The sequence below is a fragment of the Achromobacter sp. RTa genome, assembly GCF_000757485.1.
Taxonomy (GTDB): Bacteria; Pseudomonadota; Gammaproteobacteria; order Burkholderiales; family Burkholderiaceae_B; genus Achromobacter.
In genome coordinates this window covers 660,420-681,312 of the sequence record NZ_JPYO01000042.1, presented here as the reverse complement: position 1 = coordinate 681,312, position 20,893 = coordinate 660,420, and the positions used below count along the sequence as shown (strand labels likewise).

The 20,893-nt window shown below is 68.9% G+C and carries 14 protein-coding genes; 5 read left to right on the top strand and 9 right to left on the bottom strand.

The window, feature by feature from the left end:
* Window position 1 precedes the first annotated feature (1 nt).
* From prpF to JL37_RS20655, 8 genes are all read right to left on the bottom strand, one after another.
* Window positions 2–1,186 carry a 2-methylaconitate cis-trans isomerase PrpF gene (gene prpF / locus JL37_RS20690; RefSeq protein ID WP_043546437.1) on the bottom strand — a complete coding sequence of 395 codons (1,185 nt, stop codon included), beginning with the start codon at window positions 1,184–1,186 and terminating at the stop codon, window positions 2–4.
* Window positions 1,187–1,250: 64 nt separating this feature from the next.
* Window positions 1,251–3,860: a Fe/S-dependent 2-methylisocitrate dehydratase AcnD gene (gene acnD / locus JL37_RS20685; RefSeq protein WP_043546435.1), complete on the bottom strand. Its 2,610-nt coding sequence runs from the start codon at window positions 3,858–3,860 to the stop codon at window positions 1,251–1,253.
* Window positions 3,857–4,567, bottom strand: a complete 711-nt coding sequence (locus tag JL37_RS20680; RefSeq protein WP_043546434.1) for a GntR family transcriptional regulator — start codon at window positions 4,565–4,567, stop codon at window positions 3,857–3,859. The genes acnD and JL37_RS20680 overlap by 4 nt, the downstream gene beginning before the upstream one ends.
* A gap of 146 nt (window positions 4,568–4,713) precedes the next feature.
* Window positions 4,714–6,516, bottom strand: coding sequence for an NAD(P)/FAD-dependent oxidoreductase (locus JL37_RS20675; RefSeq protein WP_043546433.1), 1,803 nt, complete (start codon window positions 6,514–6,516; stop codon window positions 4,714–4,716).
* 219 nt (window positions 6,517–6,735) lie between these two features.
* Window positions 6,736–8,616 (bottom strand): sigma-54-dependent Fis family transcriptional regulator, encoded by a 1,881-nt coding sequence (locus JL37_RS20670; RefSeq protein WP_043546432.1) that lies wholly within the window; start codon window positions 8,614–8,616, stop codon window positions 6,736–6,738.
* Between the two features lie 105 nt (window positions 8,617–8,721).
* On the bottom strand, window positions 8,722–9,693 hold the full coding sequence (locus JL37_RS20665) for a tripartite tricarboxylate transporter substrate binding protein (RefSeq protein WP_043546431.1): 972 nt from the start codon (window positions 9,691–9,693) through the stop codon (window positions 8,722–8,724).
* A gap of 48 nt (window positions 9,694–9,741) precedes the next feature.
* Window positions 9,742–10,530 carry an alpha/beta fold hydrolase gene (locus JL37_RS20660; RefSeq protein WP_043546429.1) on the bottom strand — a complete coding sequence of 263 codons (789 nt, stop codon included), beginning with the start codon at window positions 10,528–10,530 and terminating at the stop codon, window positions 9,742–9,744.
* Window positions 10,527–11,120 carry an amino acid synthesis family protein gene (locus tag JL37_RS20655; protein WP_043546428.1) on the bottom strand — a complete coding sequence of 198 codons (594 nt, stop codon included), beginning with the start codon at window positions 11,118–11,120 and terminating at the stop codon, window positions 10,527–10,529. The genes JL37_RS20660 and JL37_RS20655 overlap by 4 nt, the downstream gene beginning before the upstream one ends.
* Before the next feature lie 119 nt (window positions 11,121–11,239).
* Between JL37_RS20655 and JL37_RS20650 the strand changes: the two genes are divergently transcribed.
* On the top strand, window positions 11,240–12,148 hold the full coding sequence (locus JL37_RS20650) for a LysR family transcriptional regulator (protein ID WP_043546426.1): 909 nt from the start codon (window positions 11,240–11,242) through the stop codon (window positions 12,146–12,148).
* 9 nt (window positions 12,149–12,157) lie between these two features.
* Here the strand turns inward: JL37_RS20650 and JL37_RS20645 are convergent, their stop codons facing one another.
* Window positions 12,158–13,066: a LysR family transcriptional regulator gene (locus JL37_RS20645; protein ID WP_043546423.1), complete on the bottom strand. Its 909-nt coding sequence runs from the start codon at window positions 13,064–13,066 to the stop codon at window positions 12,158–12,160.
* Between the two features lie 101 nt (window positions 13,067–13,167).
* Between JL37_RS20645 and JL37_RS20640 the strand changes: the two genes are divergently transcribed.
* From JL37_RS20640 to JL37_RS20625, 4 genes are all read left to right on the top strand, one after another.
* Entirely contained in the window at window positions 13,168–16,707 is a 3,540-nt protein-coding gene (locus JL37_RS20640; protein ID WP_043546422.1) for an indolepyruvate ferredoxin oxidoreductase family protein, read from the top strand.
* A 64-nt stretch (window positions 16,708–16,771) separates the two neighbouring features.
* Entirely contained in the window at window positions 16,772–17,674 is a 903-nt protein-coding gene (locus JL37_RS20635) for a LysR substrate-binding domain-containing protein (RefSeq protein ID WP_043546420.1), read from the top strand.
* 132 nt (window positions 17,675–17,806) lie between these two features.
* Window positions 17,807–18,784 carry a tripartite tricarboxylate transporter substrate binding protein gene (locus JL37_RS20630; RefSeq protein ID WP_043546418.1) on the top strand — a complete coding sequence of 326 codons (978 nt, stop codon included), beginning with the start codon at window positions 17,807–17,809 and terminating at the stop codon, window positions 18,782–18,784.
* Between the two features lie 9 nt (window positions 18,785–18,793).
* Window positions 18,794–20,767 carry an aconitase family protein gene (locus tag JL37_RS20625; RefSeq protein WP_043546417.1) on the top strand — a complete coding sequence of 658 codons (1,974 nt, stop codon included), beginning with the start codon at window positions 18,794–18,796 and terminating at the stop codon, window positions 20,765–20,767.
* Window positions 20,768–20,893 lie beyond the last annotated feature (126 nt).

Sequence of the window (20,893 nt, the reverse complement as noted above, 5' to 3'; positions counted from 1 at the left end):
TTTAGAACCCTTCGCGCGGCACGTGCACGCGGCCTTCCATCAGGATCCGCGCGCTGCGGCTCATGATCGCCTTGGTGACTTTCCATTCGCCGTCCACGAGCTTGGCCTCGGCGCCGACGCGCAAGGTGCCGGACGGATGGCCGAAGCAGACGTTGTCGCGTTCGCCGCCGCCCGCGGCCAGGTTGACCAGCGTGCCCGGCACCGCCGCGGCGGTGGCGATGGCGACGGACGCGGTGCCCATCATGGCGTGGTGCAGCTTGCCCATGGACAGGGCGCGCACCAGCACGTCGATGTCGCCCGTGCCGATCTTCTTGCCGCTGGAGGACACGTATTCCTTGGGGGGCGCGACGAAGGCGACCTTGGGCGTGTGCTGGCGGCTGGCGGCCTCTTCCAGTTTGCCGATCAGCCCCATGCGCAGCGCGCCGTGGGCGCGGATGGTCTCGAAGCGCGCCAGCGCCGCGGCGTCGCCGTTGATGTCGTCCTGCAGTTCCGTGCCGGTATAGCCCAGGGCCTCGGCGTCCAGGAAGATGGTGGGGATGCCGGAGTTGATCATGGTGGCCTTGAAGGTGCCGATGCCGGGCACTTCCAGGTCGTCCACCAGCTTGCCGGTGGGGAACATCGAGCCGCCGTCGCCTTCTTCCGCCGGATCCATGAATTCCAGGCGCAGCTCGGCGGCGGGGAAAGTCACGCCGTCCAGCTCGAAGTCGCCGGTTTCCTGCACGGCGCCATCGGTGATGGGCACGTGTGCGACGATGGTCTTGCCGATATTGGCCTGCCAGATGCGCACGACGGCGGTGCCATTTTGCGGCACGCGGGCCGGGTCGACGAGGCCGTTGGCTATCGCGAAGGGCCCGACGGCCGCCGACAGGTTGCCGCAGTTGCCGCTCCAGTCCACGAAGGGCTGGTCGATGGAAACCTGGCCGAACAGATAGTCCACGTCGTGGTCCGGGCGAGTGCTCTTGCCGACGATGACGGTCTTGCTGGTGCTGGAGGTGGCGGCGCCCATGCCGTCGATCTGCTTGCCGTAGGGGTCGGGGCTGCCGATCACGCGCAGCAGCAGCGCGTCGCGGGCGGCACCGGCCACCCGCGCCGATTCGGGCAGGTCGTCGAGTTTGAAGAACACGCCTTTGCTGGTGCCGCCGCGCATGTAGGTGGCGGTGATCTTGGTCTGTGGAGCATGGGTCATGGGGCAGTCCTGATGATTGGTGTGGGGAGGGGACGCCATCGGCGTCCGCCTTGCCGATGACGGTTCAGCCGGACTTCTTTTCGGCGCCGGAGGCCTCCAGGAAGTCCTGCGCGAAGCGCTGCAGCACGCCGCCGGCTTCGTAGATCGACACTTCCTCGGCGGTGTCCAGGCGGCACGTGACGGGCACCTGCTCGGTCTTGCCGTTGCGGCGGTGAATCACCAGCGTCAGGTCGGCGCGCGGCTTGCGCTCGCCGATGACGTCATAGCTCTCGGTGCCGTCCAGGCCCAGCGTCTTGCGGTTCACGCCGGGCTTGAACTCCAGCGGCAGCACACCCATGCCGATCAGGTTGGTGCGGTGGATGCGTTCGAAGCCTTCGGCCACGATGGCCTCCACGCCGGCCAGGCGCACGCCCTTGGCGGCCCAGTCGCGCGAGGAACCCTGGCCGTAGTCGGCGCCGGCCACGATGATGAGCGGCTGCTTGCGGTTCATGTAGGTTTCGATGGCTTCCCACATGCGCATGACCTTGCCTTCGGGCTCGACGCGCGCCAGCGAACCCTGCTTTACCGTGCCGTCGTCGTTCTTCACCATCTCGTTGAAGAGCTTGGGGTTGGCGAAGGTGGCGCGCTGCGCGGTGAGGTGATCGCCGCGGTGGGTGGCGTAGGAGTTGAAATCCTCTTCGGGCAGGCCCATCTTGTGCAGGTATTCGCCGGCGGCGCTGTCCATCAGGATGGCGTTGGACGGCGATAGGTGGTCGGTCGTGATGTTGTCGCCCAGCACGGCCAGCGGCAGCATGCCGCGCAGCGTGCGTACGCCTGCCAGCGCGCCTTCCCAGTACGGCGGGCGGCGGATGTAGGTGCTCATCGGGCGCCAGTCGTACAGCGGGCTGACGGCCGCGCGGCGCTCGTCCTGGATCCCGAACATGGGCGCGTAGACCTTGCGGAACTGCTCGGGCTTGACCGCGGACTTGACCATGGCGTCGATCTCTTCGTCGCTGGGCCAGATGTCCTTCAGGCGGATGTCGCGGCCATTGGCGTCCTGCCCCAGCACGTCGCGCTCGATGTCGAAGCGGATGGTGCCGGCGATGGCGTAGGCGACCACCAGCGGCGGCGAGGCCAGGAACGCCTGCTTGGCGTAGGGGTGGATGCGGCCGTCGAAGTTGCGGTTGCCGGACAGCACGGCGGTGGCGTAGAGGTCGCGGTCGATGATTTCCTGCTGGATCTTCGGGTCCAGCGCGCCCGACATGCCGTTGCAGGTGGTACAGGCGAAGGCCACGACGCCGAAGCCCAGCTTTTCCAGGTCTTCGGTCAGGCCGGCCTCGTCCAGGTACAGCGACACCGCTTTGGATCCCGGCGCCAGCGAGCTCTTCACCCAGGGCTTGCGCGTCAGGCCCGCGCGGTTGGCGTTGCGCGCCAGCAGGCCGGCGGCGATGACGTTGCGCGGGTTGCTGGTGTTGGTGCAGCTGGTGATGGCGGCGATGATCACGGCGCCGTCGGGCATCTGGCCGGGATTGTTTTCGACGACCCCCGAGATACCGCGCTCGGCCAGGTCGGCCACCGGCAGGCGGCGATGCGGATTGGACGGGCCGGCCAGCGTGCGCACCACGCTGGACAGGTCGAAGCGCAGCACGCGCTCGTATTCCGCGTTCTTCAGGCTGTCGGACCACAGGCCCGCGGTCTTGGCATAGGTTTCCACGAGCGCGATCTGCTCGTCTTCGCGGCCGGTCAGGCGGAGGTAGTCGATGGTCTGCTGGTCGATGGAGAACATCGCGGCCGTGGCGCCGTACTCGGGCGCCATGTTCGAGATAGTGGCGCGGTCGCCCAGCGTGAGGCTGGAGGCGCCTTCGCCGTAGAACTCCAGGTAGGCGCCCACCACTTTTTCCTTGCGCAGGAATTCGGTCAGCGTCAGCACGATGTCGGTGGCGGTGATGCCGGGCTGGGCGCGGCCGGTGAGTTCCACGCCGACGATGTCGGGCAGGCGCATCCAGGAGGCGCGGCCCAGCATGACGTTTTCGGCTTCCAGGCCGCCCACGCCGATGGCGATCACGCCCAGCGCGTCCACGTGCGGGGTGTGGCTGTCGGTGCCGACCAGCGTGTCGGGGAAGGCCACGCCGTCCTGCGTGTAGATGACGGGCGACATCCGTTCCAGATTGATCTGGTGCATGATGCCGTTGCCCGGGGGCACGACTTCGATGTTGCGGAAGGCCTGCTTGGTCCAGTCGATGAAGTGAAAGCGGTCTTCGTTGCGGCGGTCTTCCACGGCGCGGTTCTTGGCGAAGGCGTCGGGGTCGTCGCCGCCGTATTCCACGGCAAGCGAGTGGTCGACGATCAGCTGCACCGGCACGACCGGGTTGACCTTGGCGGGGTCGCCGCCTTTCTCGGCGATGGCGTCGCGCAGGCCTGCCAGGTCCACCAGCGCGGTCTGGCCCAGGATGTCGTGGCAGACCACGCGGGCCGGGAACCACGGGAAGTCCAGGTCGCGGCGGCGTTCGATCAGCTGCTTCAGCGAATCCGTCAGCGTGGCGGGGTCGCAGCGGCGCACCAGGTTTTCGGCCAGCACGCGGGACGTGTAGGGCAGGCGGTCATAGGCCCCAGGCGAGATCGCCTCGATGGCGGCGCGGGTGTCGAAATAGTCCAGGCGGGTGCCGGGCAGGGGCTTGCGGTAGGAGTGGTTCATGCCTCGGTGCGCTGCAGGTTGCCCTGCGCGATCTGCTGTTCGATGTTGAGACGGGATGCGCGGATGTGGCGGCGCATCAGGATTTCAGCCAACTCGCCATCGCGGTCGGCGATGGCGTCAAGAATGCGGTGATGTTCGGCGTAAGCTTGCCGGGGGCGGTTGGGCGTGGTCGAGTACTGGATGCGGTACATGCGCGCCAGCTGGTAGAGCTCGTCGCAAAGCATGCGGAACAGCATCTGGTTGCCGCTGCCCTTGACGATGCGGTAGTGGAAATCGTAATCGCCTTCCTGCTGGTAGTAGCCCAGCCCGGCCTGGAAGGCCTCGTCGCGTTCATGCGCTTCGAGCACGCCGCGCAGCTCCGCGATCTCGGCGGGAGGCATGCGTTCGGCGGCCAGGCGGCAGGCCGTGCCTTCGAGCGATTCGCGGATTTCGTAGAGTTCGGAGAGTTCCTGCCGCGACAGCGACACCACGCGGGCGCCGGCATGCGGCACGCGGACCAGCAACCGCTGGCCTTCCAGCCGGTGCAGGGCCTCGCGCAGCGGCCCCCGGCTGACGCCATGGATGCGAGCCAGCTCGGGTTCGGAAATCTTGCTGCCGGGGGCGATTTCGCCCTTGACGATGGCGGACTGGATCTTGCGGAAGATGTGTTCCGCAAGCGTCTCGCTATCGCCAGGGGCGGCGCCAGGCAGCGTGATCACTTTACTCATGGTGTCGACAATTTTCCGTTTTCAGTGAGAAAAAATCGGAATAGGGCGCGGCTTTGCGCAAGATTGTCAACAATTTACCCCGAGACCGGGGCCGGAGCAAGGGGCCGGCCCCCGCATGCGGGGCGGTGGGCCGGCCGGCGCGGCGCCTAGCGCTTGTGATGCACCTCCTGCAGGCCGTAGACCTGCACGGGCAACCCCACCTGGCGCGCCTTCAGTTGCAGGGACAGGTATTGCGAGTAGTGCCGCGACTGGTGCAGGTTGCCGCCGTGGAACCACAGGGCTTCCTGCTGCGTGGGCTTCCACATATTGCGCTGCTCGCCCTCCCAGGGGCCGGGGTCCTTGGTGGTGTCCGACCCCAATCCCCAGCATTTGCCGACCTTGTCCGCGACTTCCCGGCTGATCAGATCCGCGGCCCAGCCGTTCATCGAGCCGTAGCCGGTGGCGTAGACCACCAGGTCCGCGGGCAGGCGGATGCCCGATTTCAGGACGACCGCGTCCCGGGTCAGGTGGCTGACGTCGGTGCGTGATTGCAGCTTGATGCTGCCGTCGATGATCAGGTCGCAGGCGCCCACGTCGATGTAATAGCCGGACCCGCGCCGCAGGTATTTCATGAACAGGCCGGAGCCGTCGTCGCCCCAATCCAGCATGAAGCCGGCGGCTTCGAGCTTGCCGTAGAACTCCGAGTCGCGCTCGCGCATCTGGTCATACAGCGGGATCTGGAACTGCGCCATGATCTTGTAGGGCAGCGAGGCGAAGGTCAGGTCGGCCTTGCGGGTGGTCATGCCGTTGGCCAGCGCCTGCTCGGAATACAGGCCGCCCAGGCCGATGTCCATCAGCGTGTCGGAGCGCACGATGTGCGTGGAGGAGCGTTGCACCATGGTGACGTTGGCGCCGGCTTCCCAGAGCGCCGCGCAGATGTCGTGCGCGGAGTTGTTGGCGCCGATGACGACCACGTTCTTGCCGCTGTAGGCGTCGGGGCCGGGATGGCGCGACGAATGGTGCTGTTCGCCCTGGAACTCGTCCTGGCCGGGGAAGGTGGGGATATTGGGCTTGCCGGACATGCCGGTGGCCAGCACCAGCTGCTTGGGCCGCAGCACTACGGGCTCGCCCTCGCGCAGCACGGTGACTTCCCATTCCTGCTTCTGCTCGTCGTAGCGGGCCGATTGGCAGACGCTGGACGTCCAGTAGTTCAGCTCCATGATCTTGGTGTACATCTCGAGCCAATCCCCGATCTTGTCCTTGGGCGCGAAGATCGGCCAGTTCTCCGGGAAGGGGATGTAGGGCAGATGGTCGTACCAGACCGGATCGTGCAGGCACAGCGACTTATAGCGCTTTCTCCAGCTGTCGCCGGCTCGTTCGTTCCTTTCGATGATGATGGTGGGCACGTCCAGCTGGCGCAGGCGCGCGCCCAGCGCGATGCCGCCCTGGCCGCCGCCGATGATGAGCACGTAGGGCTGGGTCTGGTAGCCGAGCTCGGCGGCCTCCTGCTCGCGCTTTTCCAGCCAGGTCCGGCGGGTCCGGCTGCTGCCGTGCTCGGCGCCCTTGGGCCGGCGCGCGCCGCTGGGCTCTTCATGCCCCTTGAGCTCCGACATGGTGGTCAGCAGCGTCCAGATCTTGCCGTCCTTGACGCGGATGTGGCCGTAGCCGCGGGCGATGCTGGTCTCGATCTCGATCCAGCCCTGGAGCAGGCCGCCGTCGTCGGAAACGGCTTCCTTGGCGTCGCGGCTGAAACGCACCGGTTCCACCTGCGCCAGCTGGTGTTGCAGCATGTCGCGTATCTGGCCGCGCCCTTCCAGGGTGCGCAGGTTCCAGGTGAACAGCACCAGGTCGCGCCAGTAGCACTCGTCCTGGAAGAGGTCGGCGACGGCATCGAAATCCTTGTTGCCCAGCCCGGCGTTCAGGCGGGCGAGCACGGCGTCCAGGGCGGTGCCGGCATGATCGGTCTGCATGTCTTGTCTCCTTGCCCGTTGCGGGCGGTCGTTGTCGTGGCGGGCCTGGGGCGGCCCGTCGACGGCCCCGGCCTGTGCCGGCCGGTGGACGTCGATAACGATCAAGCAATCGCCGTGCCACCCGCGGCGGCGCGCGCCGCGCGCCGGGAGCGCGGCGGAGGCCGAGGGCCGTGGCGTGGCGGCGCGCCACAGCTGTGGCGCTCGGGTGTGGCGGAGGCTTCAGGGACGGGAGGAGAGCCCGTAGCGCCGCATCTGGCGATGGACGGTGGAGCGGTCCACGCCCAGGCGGCGTGCGGCTTCGGACACGTTGCCGGCACAGCGGGCCAGCATGGCGCGCAAGGCGGTCTCCGCGGGGCTGGCGGCCGGGGCCACCGCCGCCAGCGCGTCCGGCAGGTCGCCGGGTTCGATGACGCCGTCATCGCACAGCGCGGCGGCCACGGCGATGGCGTTGGCGAGCTCGCGGATGTTGCCGGGCCAGGCATGCGCTTTCAGCGTCATCAGGGCGGCGGGGGACAGCACGGGGGCGCCGGATTCGTCCTGGTGGCGCGCCAGCAGACGGCCGATCAGCCATTCCAGATCGTCGCGTTCGCGCAGTGGCGGCACGGTCAGCGTGGCGGCATTGACGCGGTAATAGAGATCTTCGCGGAAGCGTCCTTCGCGCACCAGCGCCGCCAGGTCGCGATGCGAGGCCGACACGAGGCTGAGGCGCACGGAGCGCGGGGCGTTGGCGCCGATGGGCGTGACCTCGGATTCGGCCAGGACGCGCAGCAGCCGGCTTTGTAGCGCCAGCGGCATATCGCCGATCTCATCCAGGAACAGGGTTCCGCCGTCGGATTCCTCGATCAGGCCCTTGCGGCCCTTGGCCGCCGCGCCGGTGTAGGCGCCGGGCAGGTAGCCGAACAATTCGCTCTCGATCAGGGATTCCGGGATCGCCGCGCAGTTCACGGCGACGAAACGTCCGCCGCGTTGGCTCGCGTCATGGATGGCGCGGGCCAGGTATTCCTTGCCGACCCCGGTCTCGCCCTGCAGCAGGATGGGCAGGCTCTGCCCGGCCAGCTTGGCGGCGCGAGCCAGCATGGCGGCCATCCTGGCGTCGCCGCCGTCCAGGCCGCGCAACGCGGCCGGCGCGCCGCGCGCGGCGATGGACGCGCCCCGGGAGCGGCGATTGGGTTCGATGGCGTGCGCGAACAGGGCGTTGCCGTCGCGCGCGACGATCAGGCGCTGCTGCGGCGCGTGGGCCCGGGTGTAGCGAGGCAGCTCGTCCAGCTGCACGTCGAAGAAACGGGTGACGGGTTGGCCGATGAGGCCGGCCGGATTGCGCCAGTCCAGGCCGGCGGCGCGGGCCAGCAGCTTGGCGCCCGTGTGCGTCATGCCCAGGATGCGGCCCGAGCCGTCCAGCGAGATCGCCGCCTCGGGGTCCACGTCCAGGAACTCGGGCGAGCGCGCAAAGCGCAGCACCCATTCGTTGCTGGTGCGTGCCATCAGGTTGGCCATTTCGATACGCCGCGTGGTGCTGGTGACCAGGTGCAGCGCCAGGTTCTGGCTGGCCTTCAGGATGGGGGAGCTGAGCAGCGAGATATCCAGCACCGCCGCCAGTTCGCCGTCGGCGCTGTAGATCGGCGCGGCGGTGCAGGAGAGCGGCGTGTGGGTGTTGTCGAAGTGGTCGGTCTGGTGGATGGTGAGCGCTTCGCCGCTTTCCAGGCAGGCGCCCACGGCGCAGGTGCCGGCGCGCCGTTCCGACCATTCCGACCCCAGATAGAGCCCGGCCTTGCGCAACTGGGCGGTCTGCAGGGCGTCGCCCAGGAATTCCACGGTGACGCCCTGCCTGTCGGCCAGCAGCAGCACGTAGTTCTGTCCGGCCACATGGCGGAAGAGATTGTCCAGGCCGGTGCGGGCGATGGCGATCAGGCCCTCGGATTGCTGGCGGTGCTCCCGCAGCCGGCCATCCGGCACGATATACGCCTCGCAGGCGTGCGCGGGATCCAGCCGGTACTGGTCCAGGCAGCGCAGCCAGCTGCTGACCACGAGCGCGTCGCGCTGCGTGGGGCGGCCCAGGCCGACCTGCTCGATCTCGCGGATATGGGCGGAGTGGTTCGACATATCGTCTCCTTGGTGCGCCCGATCTGCGCCGAGTCGCAGAGCAGCATGCACAGAGGACGATATGCCTGTAAATGCTGGTTATCCAGCAGAACGGGCGCAGGAACGCTACAGATCGACCTTCACCTTGCCTGCCTGTACCAGCGCCGCCACCTCGCGTATTTCCGCCAGCAGCGCCTGCTGCAGCTGCGCCGGCGTGCCTCCCGTGGGCTGGAAACCCTGTTCGGCCAGCTTGGCGCGGACCGTCTCGGTCTGGAGCGCCCGGTTGACGCCCTGGTTCAGCGCCGCGATGGCCGCTTCCGGCGTACCCGCTGCGCAGTAAGTGCCGAACTGGATCTGCGCCGAGAAGCCGGGATAGCCGCTTTCGGCCACCGTGGGGATGTCCGGGTACTTGGGCAGCCGTTCGGGGCTGGTCACCGCAAGCACCCGCAGGCGCCCGCCTTGCAGATAGGGTTCGACCGCGGCCACGGTGGCCACCACCACCTGGATCTGTCCGCCCAGCAGATCCGTCATCATCGGGCCCGTACCGCGATACGGCACGTGCAGCAGTTCTACGCCGCAAGCCATCTGGAGCAGCTCGGTCGCCAGGTGCTGGGGCGTGGCGTTGCCGGGGGTACCGAAGGTCAGGCCTTTGGGCTCGCGCCTGGCCTGGGCCACGAGTTCGCCCAGGGTCTTGGCAGGGAGGTCGGCGTTGACCGCCACCATGTACGGCGAACGCGCGATGGGGCAGACGGGAGCCAGCTGCTTCAGCACGTCTTCGGGCGGCCGGGCGTAGTAGCGCACCGAGGGCACCAGGCCCGCGAACAGCAGCACGCTGCCGTCCTTGGCGCCGTTGGCGGTGTAGTCGGCGCCCAGCATGCCGCTGGCGCCGGGCTTGTTCTCGACGACGACGGGACGCCCGAGCGCACCTTCCAGCGTCGCCGCGATGACTCGGCCCAGCACGTCGGTGCCACCGCCCGGCGGGAACGGCACGATGACGCGCAAGGGGGCTTCGCGCGCGCTGGCGGCGCGGCTGAGGACGGCGCCGGCCGGCGCCATGGCCAGGGCCGCCAGGTTCTTCAGGAGGGTTCTGCGGTTCATGTTGTGTGTCTCCGTTTCCACGCTGCTCGTGTATGCCGCCGGCCGTCTCTAGGAAAGGGACGGGCCGCCGGCCTCCGGCAGAAAAAATCCTTGCAGGGCCGACGCCACGATTGCGGGCTCCTCCACCGGCAGCATATGCCGCTGGCCGGCCACCACCCGCGCCTGGCCATGGGGCACGGCCGCGGCCAGTTCGCGCGTCATGCGCGGGGTCGATCCCACGTCCTCTTCGCCCGTCATCGCCAGCGTGGGGCAGGCGATGCGGGGCGCGGCCTGGGACAGGACGGTATCGCCCAGCGCGAACACCCGGTAGGCCGCCAGGAAATGAGGCCGGTGGTTGCGCAGCAATCGCCGTCCGATGCTTGTGACCCGCTCCGGGCGCCGCGCCTGGAAGCCAGGCGTGAACCAGCGCTGAAGCGACACCTCGGCGGCGGCCTGCGGGTCCTGCGTGGCGGCGGCGTCCAGACGCGCCAGTACGGCGCGCGCTTCTTCGGGGCTGCGCTGGAACACCGTGCTGAGCAGCGCCAGCCGGGTGACGCGCTGCGGCCGGGCGGCGGCGTAGGCGCCCGCGATCAGGCCTCCCATGGAATAGCCCAGCACGTTGGCGCTGCGCCAGCCCGCGCGGTCGAGCTCGGCATCTAGCTGGCCGATGTAGTCCTGCACCGAGACGGTTTCGTCTATGCCGGGGCCGTTGCCGTGGCCCAGGAGGTCATAGCGGAGAACCTCGAAATGCGGCTCCAGCAGCGGCGCCAGGTCATCCCACAAAGTGTGGTCCAGGCCGACGCCGTGCAGCAGCACCAACGGTTCGCCGCGGCCGGAGCGGCGGGAATTCTCGCTCATTTCGCCTGGGCCTCGCGCTCGAGTTCCTGGAGGTCCGAATAGCGGTTGCCGATACGATGATGCGGGCGCCCCGAGGTGGCGGCGCCCAGCGCGACCACGATTTCGTCCGGCGCCGGAGCGTCGTTGATGGTCGTCTGCACAGTGAGATAGTGCGAACGCAGGCCTTCGTCATGCTTGTGCATCAGAGGAATCGAGATCACGCAGCCCGGCCCGCCGCGCATATTGGTGAAGCTCAGGTAGCTGGTGCCGCCGACGGCGTTGCGGTAGGCGTTGCCGAAGCGCAGCGTATGGATCAGCGCGGACGCATGCTCGACCTCGCCGGCCGTGCCCACGACAGCGGCCTTGCCGTAGGCCTCGACCTGGTCCGCGGATCCGGCCTGGCGCAGGATCTCCTCGACCAGCAGCGCGCCCAGCGGCGGCGCGGCTTCCAGGATCTGCGGGCGCAGGTTTTCCTGGAAGGGCAGGCCGGCCCACGGATTGCGGATCACGGCGGCGGCCACGATCATCACCAGCGGGCGCTCGGCCGCGCGGCCCCCTTCGATCAGGGTTTTCTCGACGTAACTGACGACTTTGCGTACTTGCAGGGACATACCGCGGCTCCACGACCTGTTGGATGAAAGACGGGGCATTGTTGGGTTCGCCGCTGGGTTTTGACAATCCAAATTAACGTAAGTTAATTTCGGAAAATCCGAATTCAGCATCTTCCGCCATGCCGCCTCCCCTGAAGATCCAGCACCTGCGCCAGTTCCTGCTTGCGGCCGATCACGGCAGTTTCCGCCAGGCCGCCGAAGGCACTTTCCGCTCGCAGGCCGCGGTGTCGGCGGCAATGCAGGACCTGGAGCAGCAGCTGGGGGCGCCCCTCTTCGAGCCCGGCAAGCGGGCGCAGCTCACGCCGCTGGGCATTGCCGTGGCGCCGCTGTTCCGCGAGCTGCTCTCCACCCATGACCGGGTGCTGGATGCGGCGCGCCAGCTGGGGCTGGGCAGCCAGGGGGCCGTATCGCTGGCGGTCATGCCGTCGCTTGCCGATGAGTGGCTGCCGCGGCTCCTGGAGCGCTATGCGCGCATGCATCCGGCGATCCGCATCCGCGCCATCGACGAGTCCTCGCAGGACGTGCACCGGCTGGTGCTGAGCGGAGAAGTACAGGTGGGCGTGGCCGGGCAGGTGCCGCGCACCGGAGAGGTCGCCTTCGCGCCGGTGGCGCGGGACGCCTTCGGCCTGGTGTGCCGCAAGAACCATCCGTTGGCGCGCCGGCGCGGCCCGGTGCCGTGGTCGGCGCTGGCCGGCGAACGGCTGATCGGCAACGCCACGTTCGACACCCTGCGGAACCGGCAATTGGGCGGCGCGATCGAGGACCCCTTCATGGTGGTGTCCAACCGCGCGTCGCTGCTGGCCAGCGTGGTGAGCGGCCTGGGCGTCACCGTGCTGCCGGTGCTGGCGCGGCCGGCGGCCGCCACCGGCCTGGCTTTCGTGCCCCTGGCCGAACCCACCGTGGAGCGCATCGTAGGCGTGCTGACCCGCAAGGAGGAAACGCTGCTGCCCTCGGTGGCCGCCATGCATGCGCTGGCCCTGCGTTCGCTGGCCCAGTTCACGCGGCGCAAGGGCGCCGAGCTGGTGTAGCGGGGCGCGTCAGACGCCGCAGGCGTACATCATGAACTGGCGGAAGGCCTCCGCCGGCTTGGCGATGGCCGCGCGGGGATGCCACAGCAGGCCCGCTTCCATGGGCGGGACGGCGTCGACGACGGGCACCGCCTCGATCTTGCGGCCTTCCAGCGACCAGGGGCGGTAGACCATGTCCGACAGCACCGTGACGCCGAAGCCGTGCGCCACCAGCCCACGCAGCGCCTCCATCGACCGCGTGCGGAACGCGATGTCGGGCCGCAGGCCGTGGGCCTGCCAATAGGCCAGCGCGGAGCGTTCCCCTTCGTCCATTTCCAGCAGGATGTAGGGATACCGGGCGATATCCGCCAGCGACGGCGGCGAGGACGCCTGCAGCAGCGGATGGCCGGACGCCGTCCATAGCTGACGCCGGGAGCGCACCAGCACCTGGTGGCCGAAGCGTTCGCGGTTTTCCACGTTGGACAGCAGCGCCACTCCCAGCTCGACCTCGCCGCTGGCCACCGCGGATTCGATTTCGGGGCGATCCAGGTCCACCAGGTCCAGCACCACGTCGGGATAGCGCCGGCGGAATCGCGCCAGCAGGTCGGGCAGGAAGTAGCCCAGCACGGTGTAGGACGCCGCTATCCGCACGGATCCGCGCAGCGCGTAGCGCTGGAAGCCGGGTTCGCGCAGGGCATCGTCCAGGGAATCGAGCACATCGCGGGTGCGCTGGTGGAAGTTGTGGCCTTCGGGCGTCAGCGTGACACCGTGGGGATGGCGGTCGAACAGACGCACGCCCAGCTGGGCCTCCAGCGCCAGGACGGCATTGGTGACGGCGGATTGGGAAACATGTTCGTCGGCGGCCGCCATGGAAAACCGGCCCGTGCGGGCAGCTGCCGCGAAGTAGCGCAGCTGGCGCAGAGTGACGTCGTTAGCCATCTGTTTATCGAATACCTGGTAGCTGAATATATGAATATACGATATCCAGCGCCGTTCCTACACTGCGGAAAACATCAAAACCTGGAACGCAGGAGACAAGCGTGAACGCCTTACTTCCTACCGGCGCGGCCGATACCCATGGCCTGACGCTGGACGACAAGTACACCCGCACCCAAGGACGCATCTACCTGAGCGGCACGCAGGCGCTGGTGCGGTTGCCCCTGATGCAGAAGGCGCGCGACCGCCTGGCTGGCCTGAACACCGGCGGCTATGTCTCGGGCTACCGCGGATCGCCGCTGGGAGGGTTGGACCAGGCGCTGTGGAAGGCCAAGCGGCACCTGCAAGCGCACGACGTCGTGTTCCAGCCGGGGGTGAACGAGGACCTGGCGGCCACCGCCGTCTGGGGATCGCAGCAACTGAACCTGTTCCCCGGCGCCACCCGCGACGGCGTATTCGGTATGTGGTACGGCAAGGGGCCCGGCGTGGACCGGTCGGTGGACGTGCTCAAGCATGCCAATTCGGCCGGCACGTCGGCGCATGGCGGCGTGCTGATGCTGGCGGGCGACGACCATGCCGCGAAGTCCTCGTCGGTGGCGCACCAATCCGAGCACGTGCTGATCGCCAGCGGCATTCCGGTGCTGTATCCGTCCAATGTGCAGGAATACCTGGACTACGGCCTGCATGGCTGGGCCATGAGCCGCCATACGGGGCTGTGGGTGGCCATGAAATGCGTGACCGACGTGGTGGAGTCCAGCGCGTCGGTGGACGTGGACCCGGAACGGGTGCGCATCGTGCTGCCGCAAGAGGCGTTGCCGGAGGGCGGATTGAACATTCGCTGGCCGGACTCGCCGCTGGCGCAGGAAGCGCGGCTGCTCGACCATAAATGGTATGCCGCGCTGGCCTACGTGCGCGCCAACAAGCTGAACCGGATCGTGCTGGATTCGCCGCGCGCACACTTCGGCATCATGACGGCCGGCAAGGCCTATCTCGACGTGCGCCAGGCATTGAACGACCTGGGGCTGGACGAGGCCGCCTGCCGCGAGGCGGGCATACGCGTACTGAAGGTGGGCTGCATCTGGCCGCTGGACGCCCAGGACGCGCGCGAGTTCGCGACGGGGCTGAAGGAAATCCTGGTGGTCGAGGAGAAGCGCCAGATCCTGGAGTACGCGCTGAAGGAAGAGCTCTACAACTGGCGCGACGACGTGCGGCCGCGCGTATACGGAAAGTTCGACGAACGCGACAACGGCGGCGGCGAATGGTCCACGCCGCGGGGCGGCTGGCTGTTGCCGGCGCGCCATGAGTTGTCGCCGGCGCTGATCGCCAGGGCGATCGCCGCACGCCTGGACAAGGCGGGCCTGTCGGAGACGCTGCGCGCCCGCATCGCGGCGCGGCTCGCGGTGATCGACGCCAAGGAGCGCGAAGCCGCCCGGCCCACGCTGGTGGAAGAGCGCAAGCCCTGGTTCTGTTCGGGCTGTCCGCACAATACGTCCACCCGCGTGCCGGAGGGCTCGCGCGCCGTGGCCGGCATCGGCTGCCACTACATGGCGATGTGGATGGACCGCAAGACCGATACCTTCAGCCAGATGGGCGGAGAGGGCGTCGCCTGGCTGGGCCAGAAGGACTTCACGTCCGAACGCCACATTTTCGCCAACCTGGGCGACGGCACCTATTTCCATTCGGGGCTGCTGGCGATCCGCGCTGCGGTGGCCGCGCGCGCCAGCATCACCTACAAGATCCTCTACAACGACGCGGTCGCGATGACGGGCGGGCAGCCCGTGGACGGCGTGCTGACCGTGCCGCAGATCGCGGCGCAGATGCAGGCGGAAGGCGTGGCGAAGACCGTGGTGGTGACGGACGAGCCGGAGAAGTACGCAGGCGCGGGCGCCTTGCCGGCCGCGGTCGAAGTGCACCATCGCCAGGAGCTGGACGAGGTGCAGCGCGCGCTGCGCGACATCCACGGCACGACCGTGCTGATCTACGACCAGACCTGCGCCACCGAGAAGCGCCGGCGCCGCAAGCGCGGCGACTATCCCGACCCGCCGCGCCGCGCGTTCATCAACGAGGCCGTCTGCGAGGGCTGCGGCGACTGCTCCGTGAAGTCCAACTGCCTGTCCATCGAACCGCTGGACACGCCGATGGGCACCAAGCGCCGCGTCAACCAGTCGTCCTGCAACAAGGATTTTTCCTGTGTCGAGGGCTTCTGCCCCAGTTTCGTGACCGCTGAAGGCGCCGTGCTGCGCAAGCCGGGCGCGGCGAGGGCGCCGGCGCTGGCCGAGGCGCCCCTGCCCGACCGCGCGGACATCCCTGCGGGCGGGGCCTACCGCGTGGTGATCGCGGGCGTGGGCGGAACGGGCGTCGTGACCATCGGCGCGCTGCTGGGGGCGGCCGCGCACATAGAAGGCAAGGGCGTGACCGTGCTGGACATGGCGGGGCTGGCGCAGAAGGGCGGCGCCGTGCTCAGCCACGTGCAACTGGCGAACCGCCCAGAAGACCTGCACGCCACGCGCGTAGCGCTGGGCGAGGCGGACCTGGTGATCGGCTGCGACGCGCTGGTCTCGGCCTCGCCCGAAGTGCTGTCGCGCTTGCGGCCGGATCACAGCCGGGCCGTGGTGAACAGCACGGCGGCGCCCACGGCCGCGTTCCTGTCGCAGCCGGGCTGGCGTTTTCCCGGCGCGCAGGCCGAGGCCGCGCTGGCGCGCAGCACGGGCGGCAACTGCGGCTTCATCGAAGCGGGGCCATTGGCCGAGGCGCTGCTGGGCGACGGCATCTACGCCAACCCGCTACTGCTGGGTTACGCCTGGCAGCAGGGCGGGCTGCCGCTATCGCTGGACAGCCTGCGGCGCGCGATCGAATTGAACGGCGTGGCGGTCGAAAAGAATCTGGCCGCTTTCGAGCTGGGCCGCCAGGCGGCGCACCGGGGCGCGGATGCGCTCCGGCCGGCGCCTACGGCCCAGGTCCTGGGCCTGCCGGAATCCCTGGATGGCCGCATCGGCCGCCTGGCCGAGCATTTGCGGGCCTATCAGGACGAGGCCTACGCGGCGAAGTTCGTGGCCGCCGTGGAGGCCGTGCGCGCCCGCGAGGCCCTGCTGGCGGATCCGGGCGGCTTCGAGGTGACGCAGACTGTCGCCCGCAACCTGGCCAGGCTCATGGCCTACAAGGATGAATACGAGGTGGCCCGCCTCTACGTGGATCCGGCATTCAAGGCCCGGCTGCGCGAGCAATTCGAAGGCGAGCCGGGTCGCGATTACCGCCTGCGCTACTACCTGGCGCCGCCCGCGACCGCCCGGCGCGACGCGCAGGGCCATTTGCGCAAGCGCGCCTTCGGCCCGTGGATGGCGCAGGTGTTCCGCCTGCTGGCCCCCATGAAGCGGGTGCGCGGGACCTGGCTGGACGTGTTCGGAAAGACCGCCGAGCGCCGCATGGAAAGGCAGCTGGCGTCCGGCTACCTTGCCCTGGCGGAGGAATTCTCGCGAACGCTGGAGGCGGGCAACCGCGATGCCGCACTGGCGCTGGCGGCGCTGCCGGACGACATCCGCGGCTATGGCCACGTCAAGGAGCAGGGCGTCGAGCGGGCGCGCTCGCGCGAAGCTGCGCTATGGGAACGCTACCGCGGGCGGGCGCGGGAACCCCTGGCGGCCTGAGGAGCGGGCGTGGTGTACGATCCCCGGCATCAAGGGGCGCCGCCCCGCGCCTGCCAGCCAGACCATGGAAAACCTCCTGCGCAAACTCGATCTGACTTCGCTGCGGCTGTTCGTCGCGGTGTGCCAGGAGAACAGCATCGCACGCGCCGCCGAGCGCGAATTCATCGCGCCGTCCGCGGTCAGCCGGCGGATCGCCGACATGGAGTCGCTGGTCGGCCTGGCGCTGATCGAACGCCATACCCGCGGCGTGAGCGTGACGCCGGCGGGGCAGACGGTGCTGCGCCACGCGCGGCGCATCATCGGCGATGTCGAAGCCATGGGGGCCGAGCTCTCGCGGCTGTATGCCGGCGTGAAGGGCCACGTGCGGCTGGTGGCGAACCTGTCGGCCATCGTGCAGTTCCTGCCCGAGGACGTGGCGGCATTCCAGCGCCTGTTTCCCGAGGTGGACATCGATCTGGAAGAGCAGCACAGCCCTGACGTGCTGCGCCTGGTGCGCGAGCGCGCCGCCGATTTCGGGATCTGCAACCGCATCGCCGGCGCGCGGGGCGTGGAACAGCTGCCCTACCGCCGCGACCGGCTGGCGGTGATGCTGCCGGCCCGGCATCCCAAGGCCGCTGCCCGGCAACTGAGCCTGCGGGACATCGCGGAAGAAACCTTCGTGGGCCTGCGCGAGAACAGCGCGCTGACGCAGTTGCTGGCGGCGCAGGCGGCGGAGCTGGGCGCCACGTTGTCGGTCAAGATCCGCGTGGCGAGCCTGGACGCGCTGTGCCGCATGACCCACGCCGGCCTGGGCATCGCGGTCATGCCGCAGCAGGTGGCCGAACTGTATCTGCAATCCCTGGACGTGGTGGTGCGGCCCTTGTCCGACGACTGGGCGCAGCGCCAGCTCTGCATCGTTTTCCTGGACCAGAGCCAGCTGTCCGCCACGGCGGGCACGCTGGTCAAGTTCCTCGCCCAGCAGGGCTGACGCCATCTCGGTTCGCGATGGCAGGCGTGCCGAGAGGACACTTCGGCGTACGGCGGCATCTCCTTATAGTCAAGGCGCGTCATGCGAAGGGACGGGGCAACGAGACCCCGCGGCGCCTTACAAGGAGACAACATGAAGACCCCCATCCGATTCCTCGCGGGCTGTATGCTCGCGCTCGGCGCCCTCGGCGTCGGCGCCCAGGCGCTTGCGGCGGGCTACCCGGACCGGCCGATCCGCCTGATCGTGCCGACCTCGCCCGGCTCCACCGCCGACGTGGTGGCGCGCGTGGTCGCCGAGAACCTGGGCAAGACTCTGGCCCAACCCCTGATCGTGGAGAACCTGGCCGGCGCGGCGGGCATCCCCGGCACCCGCCAACTGGTGGCCGCGAAGCCCGACGGCTACACGCTGGCCATCGTCTCGTCCAACCATGCGATCAATCCCAGCCTGTACAAGAGCATGCCGTACGACTCGGTGAAGGACGTCACGCCGATCTCCGTCATCGGCACGACGCCGCTGGTAATGGTGGCGGCGGAAAACTCGCCGTACCGCAGCATCGGCGAATTGCTGGCCGCCGCCCGGGCGCAGCCGGGAAAGATCAACTACGGCTCGTCGGGCAGCGGCAGCGTGCTGCACCTGGCCGGCGAACTGCTGAAATCCCGGGCCGGCGTCGACATGATGCACATCCCCTACCGGGGCGGCAACGCGCTGATCACGGACGTGATGTCCGGCCAGATCCAGGTGGCGTTCCTGGCGGTGCCCTCCGTGCTTGCGCAGGTGCAGGCGGGCAAGCTGCGCGCCCTGGCCGTCAGCACGCCTGAACGCGTCGCCGCGCTGCCCGAGGTTCCCACGCTGGACGAGTCGGGCGTGAAGGGCTATTCGTATGACGCCTGGATTTCGCTGATCGGGCCGGCGGGGCTGCCTGCCGCCATCGTCCAGCGGCTGCAGGCGGCCACGCAGCAGACCATGCACGATCCGGCGGTCCTGAAGACGTTGACGCCGCAGGGATTCGTGTCGCAGGGCAGCAGCACCGAGGTTGCGGTCCAGACGCTGGCCGCCGAAATTTCCAAAAGCCGGGCCCTGGTCAAGGCCGCGGCCGTGACACCTGAATAGCGCTCCGACATGCCTACCTACGTACTCGACGCGCCGGCGCGCCTGCTCTTCCTGTCGCGCGATCCGGCGCGGATCGCTGCGCAGCTGACGGGCTCATTCCTGACCCAGGAGCAGGCCGGGCCGCTGCGCGACGACATTTCCACCGATGAGATCACGCCAGTTCCGATCCTGACCCATTTCGACGAGAAGCTGGGCCGGTATCCCTACACCGGCCTGCGGGCCGGCGACGCCTTGCCGATCGGCGTGGATGCGATCAGGCAGGCGGGTGTCAATGTCGTCGTGGGCGGAAAGCGCTATGGCAAGGGGTCTTCGCGCGAGCACAGCCCCATGGCCGAGAAGTCCGCGGGCGTCCGGCTGGTGATCGCCGAGAGCTTCGAGCGCATCTACCGGCAGAACGCCGACAACATCGGCCTGTGCACCAGCACCGACATGGGCCTGGCGGAACGCCTGGGGCGGGGGGAAAAGGTCACCGTAGACGAAATCGTGGCGGGCCGCGACACGCTGGCCGCCGAGATCGTCAAGGCGGGGGGGCTGCTGGCGTTCGGGCAGGCGCGGCTGGGCGGCGTCGAGCCGCAGCCGGCCGCGGCGGATACTGCGCCGCGCACGCTGTTCGAGAAAATCATCCAGCGGCATCTGCTGAGCACGTCCGTGACGCCGCCCGCGCCCGAGCCGGGGGCGGGCGTGTTCGTCCGCGCAGACTGGCGCTTCATCCATGAGTACTACACCGGAATGGCGGCCCATATGCTGCATGCCCGTTTCGGAAGGCCGCTCCGCCTGGTGGACAGCGAGCGCATCGTGGTCTTCGAGGACCATACTTCCTACGTGGAAGAGAGCCCCAACCACGTGCGGGCCGGCATCGTCCCCAACGTGCGCGCCATGTGCCAGGCGCAGCGCGACTTCGCCGAAGCCTATGGCCTGCGGCAGCACCGCACGCTGACGGAGGCCGAGGCCGCGCGGGACGACGGGGCCAACGTGGCCGGCATCTCCCATGCCATGATGGCGGAACGCTACGCGCTGCCGGGGCAGGTGGTGGTGGGAACGGATTCGCACACGCCGCACAGCGGCGCGCTGGGCTGCGTGGCGTTCGGCGTGGGCACCACCGACATGGCCAACGCCTTCGTCACCGGCGCCGTGCGCTTGACCGTGCCCGAGTCGTTGCGGGTCGAGCTGGCGGGGGCGTTGCCGCCGGGCGTGACGGCCAAGGACGTCGTGCTGCATTTGCTGGCCCTGCCGGAAATCCGGTCGGGCGCGGGGGTGGGGAAGGTATTCGAGTTCACGGGGGAGGCGGTGGCGGCCCTGTCCATCGACGAGCGCGCGACCCTGACCAACATGACCGCCGAACTCGGAGGGCTGACCGGCATCGTGGCGCCGGACGCCGAGACGGCGCGCTTCCTGCGCGAACGGCGCGGCGTGGATGCGGTCATTGAACCTTGGATGCGCAGCGATCCCGGCGCCGCCTATGCCATGACATTGACGGTGGACTGCGGCGACCTGTCGCCCCTGGTGGCCGCCCCGGGCGATCCGGGCAACGGCGTGCCCCTGACATCGCTGCGGGATCGGCCTCGCGTCGACATCGCGTATGGCGGCTCCTGCACCGCCGGCAAGCGCGAGGACTTCGACCGCTACCACGAGGTGCTGGCCTGGGCGGTGGAGCGCGGCCTGGGCATTCCGGACGGCGTCGCGCTGTATCTGCAGTACGGCACCACCGCGGTGCGGGACTATTGCGTGGCGCGAGGCTACGACCGGACCTTCGCGGCTGCCGGCGCGCGCATCCTTCAACCTTCCTGCGGCGCCTGCGCCAATTGCGGACCGGGCTCGTCCACCGATGCGGGGCAGGTGACGGTCAGCGCCATCAACCGCAATTTCCCGGGGCGCTCCGGCCCGGGCAGCGTCTGGCTGGCCAGCCCGCCCACGGTCATGGCCAGCGCCCTGGCGGGCGAGCTGACGTCGTTCGCGGAGTTGCAGGCGCGGCACGCGCCCTGAACCGCTTCGCGGCGGGCGAGCCGGCCGCGAAGCGGCATGCCATTAGGGATTCCCCGCCACTTCGCGCCGGCTGAAGCCCTGCTTAAGCAATTCTCAATTGGCATTCCCTCGGGCTTGGGTCAGAGT

Excerpts from the sequence above, each read along its gene's own strand:
- JL37_RS20660 (WP_043546429.1), bottom strand. The coding sequence starts at position 10,530 with ATGAGCGAGAATTCCCGCCGCTCCGGCCGCGGCGAACCGTTGGTGCTG.
- JL37_RS20630 (WP_043546418.1), top strand. The coding sequence starts at position 17,807 with ATGAAGACCCCCATCCGATTCCTCGCGGGCTGTATGCTCGCGCTCGGC.
- JL37_RS20655 (WP_043546428.1), bottom strand. The coding sequence starts at position 11,120 with ATGTCCCTGCAAGTACGCAAAGTCGTCAGTTACGTCGAGAAAACCCTG.
- acnD (WP_043546435.1), bottom strand. The coding sequence starts at position 3,860 with ATGAACCACTCCTACCGCAAGCCCCTGCCCGGCACCCGCCTGGACTAT.
- JL37_RS20675 (WP_043546433.1), bottom strand. The coding sequence starts at position 6,516 with ATGCAGACCGATCATGCCGGCACCGCCCTGGACGCCGTGCTCGCCCGC.
- JL37_RS20650 (WP_043546426.1), top strand. The coding sequence starts at position 11,240 with ATGCCGCCTCCCCTGAAGATCCAGCACCTGCGCCAGTTCCTGCTTGCG.
- JL37_RS20670 (WP_043546432.1), bottom strand. The coding sequence starts at position 8,616 with ATGTCGAACCACTCCGCCCATATCCGCGAGATCGAGCAGGTCGGCCTG.
- JL37_RS20680 (WP_043546434.1), bottom strand. The coding sequence starts at position 4,567 with ATGAGTAAAGTGATCACGCTGCCTGGCGCCGCCCCTGGCGATAGCGAG.
- JL37_RS20665 (WP_043546431.1), bottom strand. The coding sequence starts at position 9,693 with ATGAACCGCAGAACCCTCCTGAAGAACCTGGCGGCCCTGGCCATGGCG.
- JL37_RS20625 (WP_043546417.1), top strand. The coding sequence starts at position 18,794 with ATGCCTACCTACGTACTCGACGCGCCGGCGCGCCTGCTCTTCCTGTCG.
- JL37_RS20635 (WP_043546420.1), top strand. The coding sequence starts at position 16,772 with ATGGAAAACCTCCTGCGCAAACTCGATCTGACTTCGCTGCGGCTGTTC.
- prpF (WP_043546437.1), bottom strand. The coding sequence starts at position 1,186 with ATGACCCATGCTCCACAGACCAAGATCACCGCCACCTACATGCGCGGC.
- JL37_RS20645 (WP_043546423.1), bottom strand. The coding sequence starts at position 13,066 with ATGGCTAACGACGTCACTCTGCGCCAGCTGCGCTACTTCGCGGCAGCT.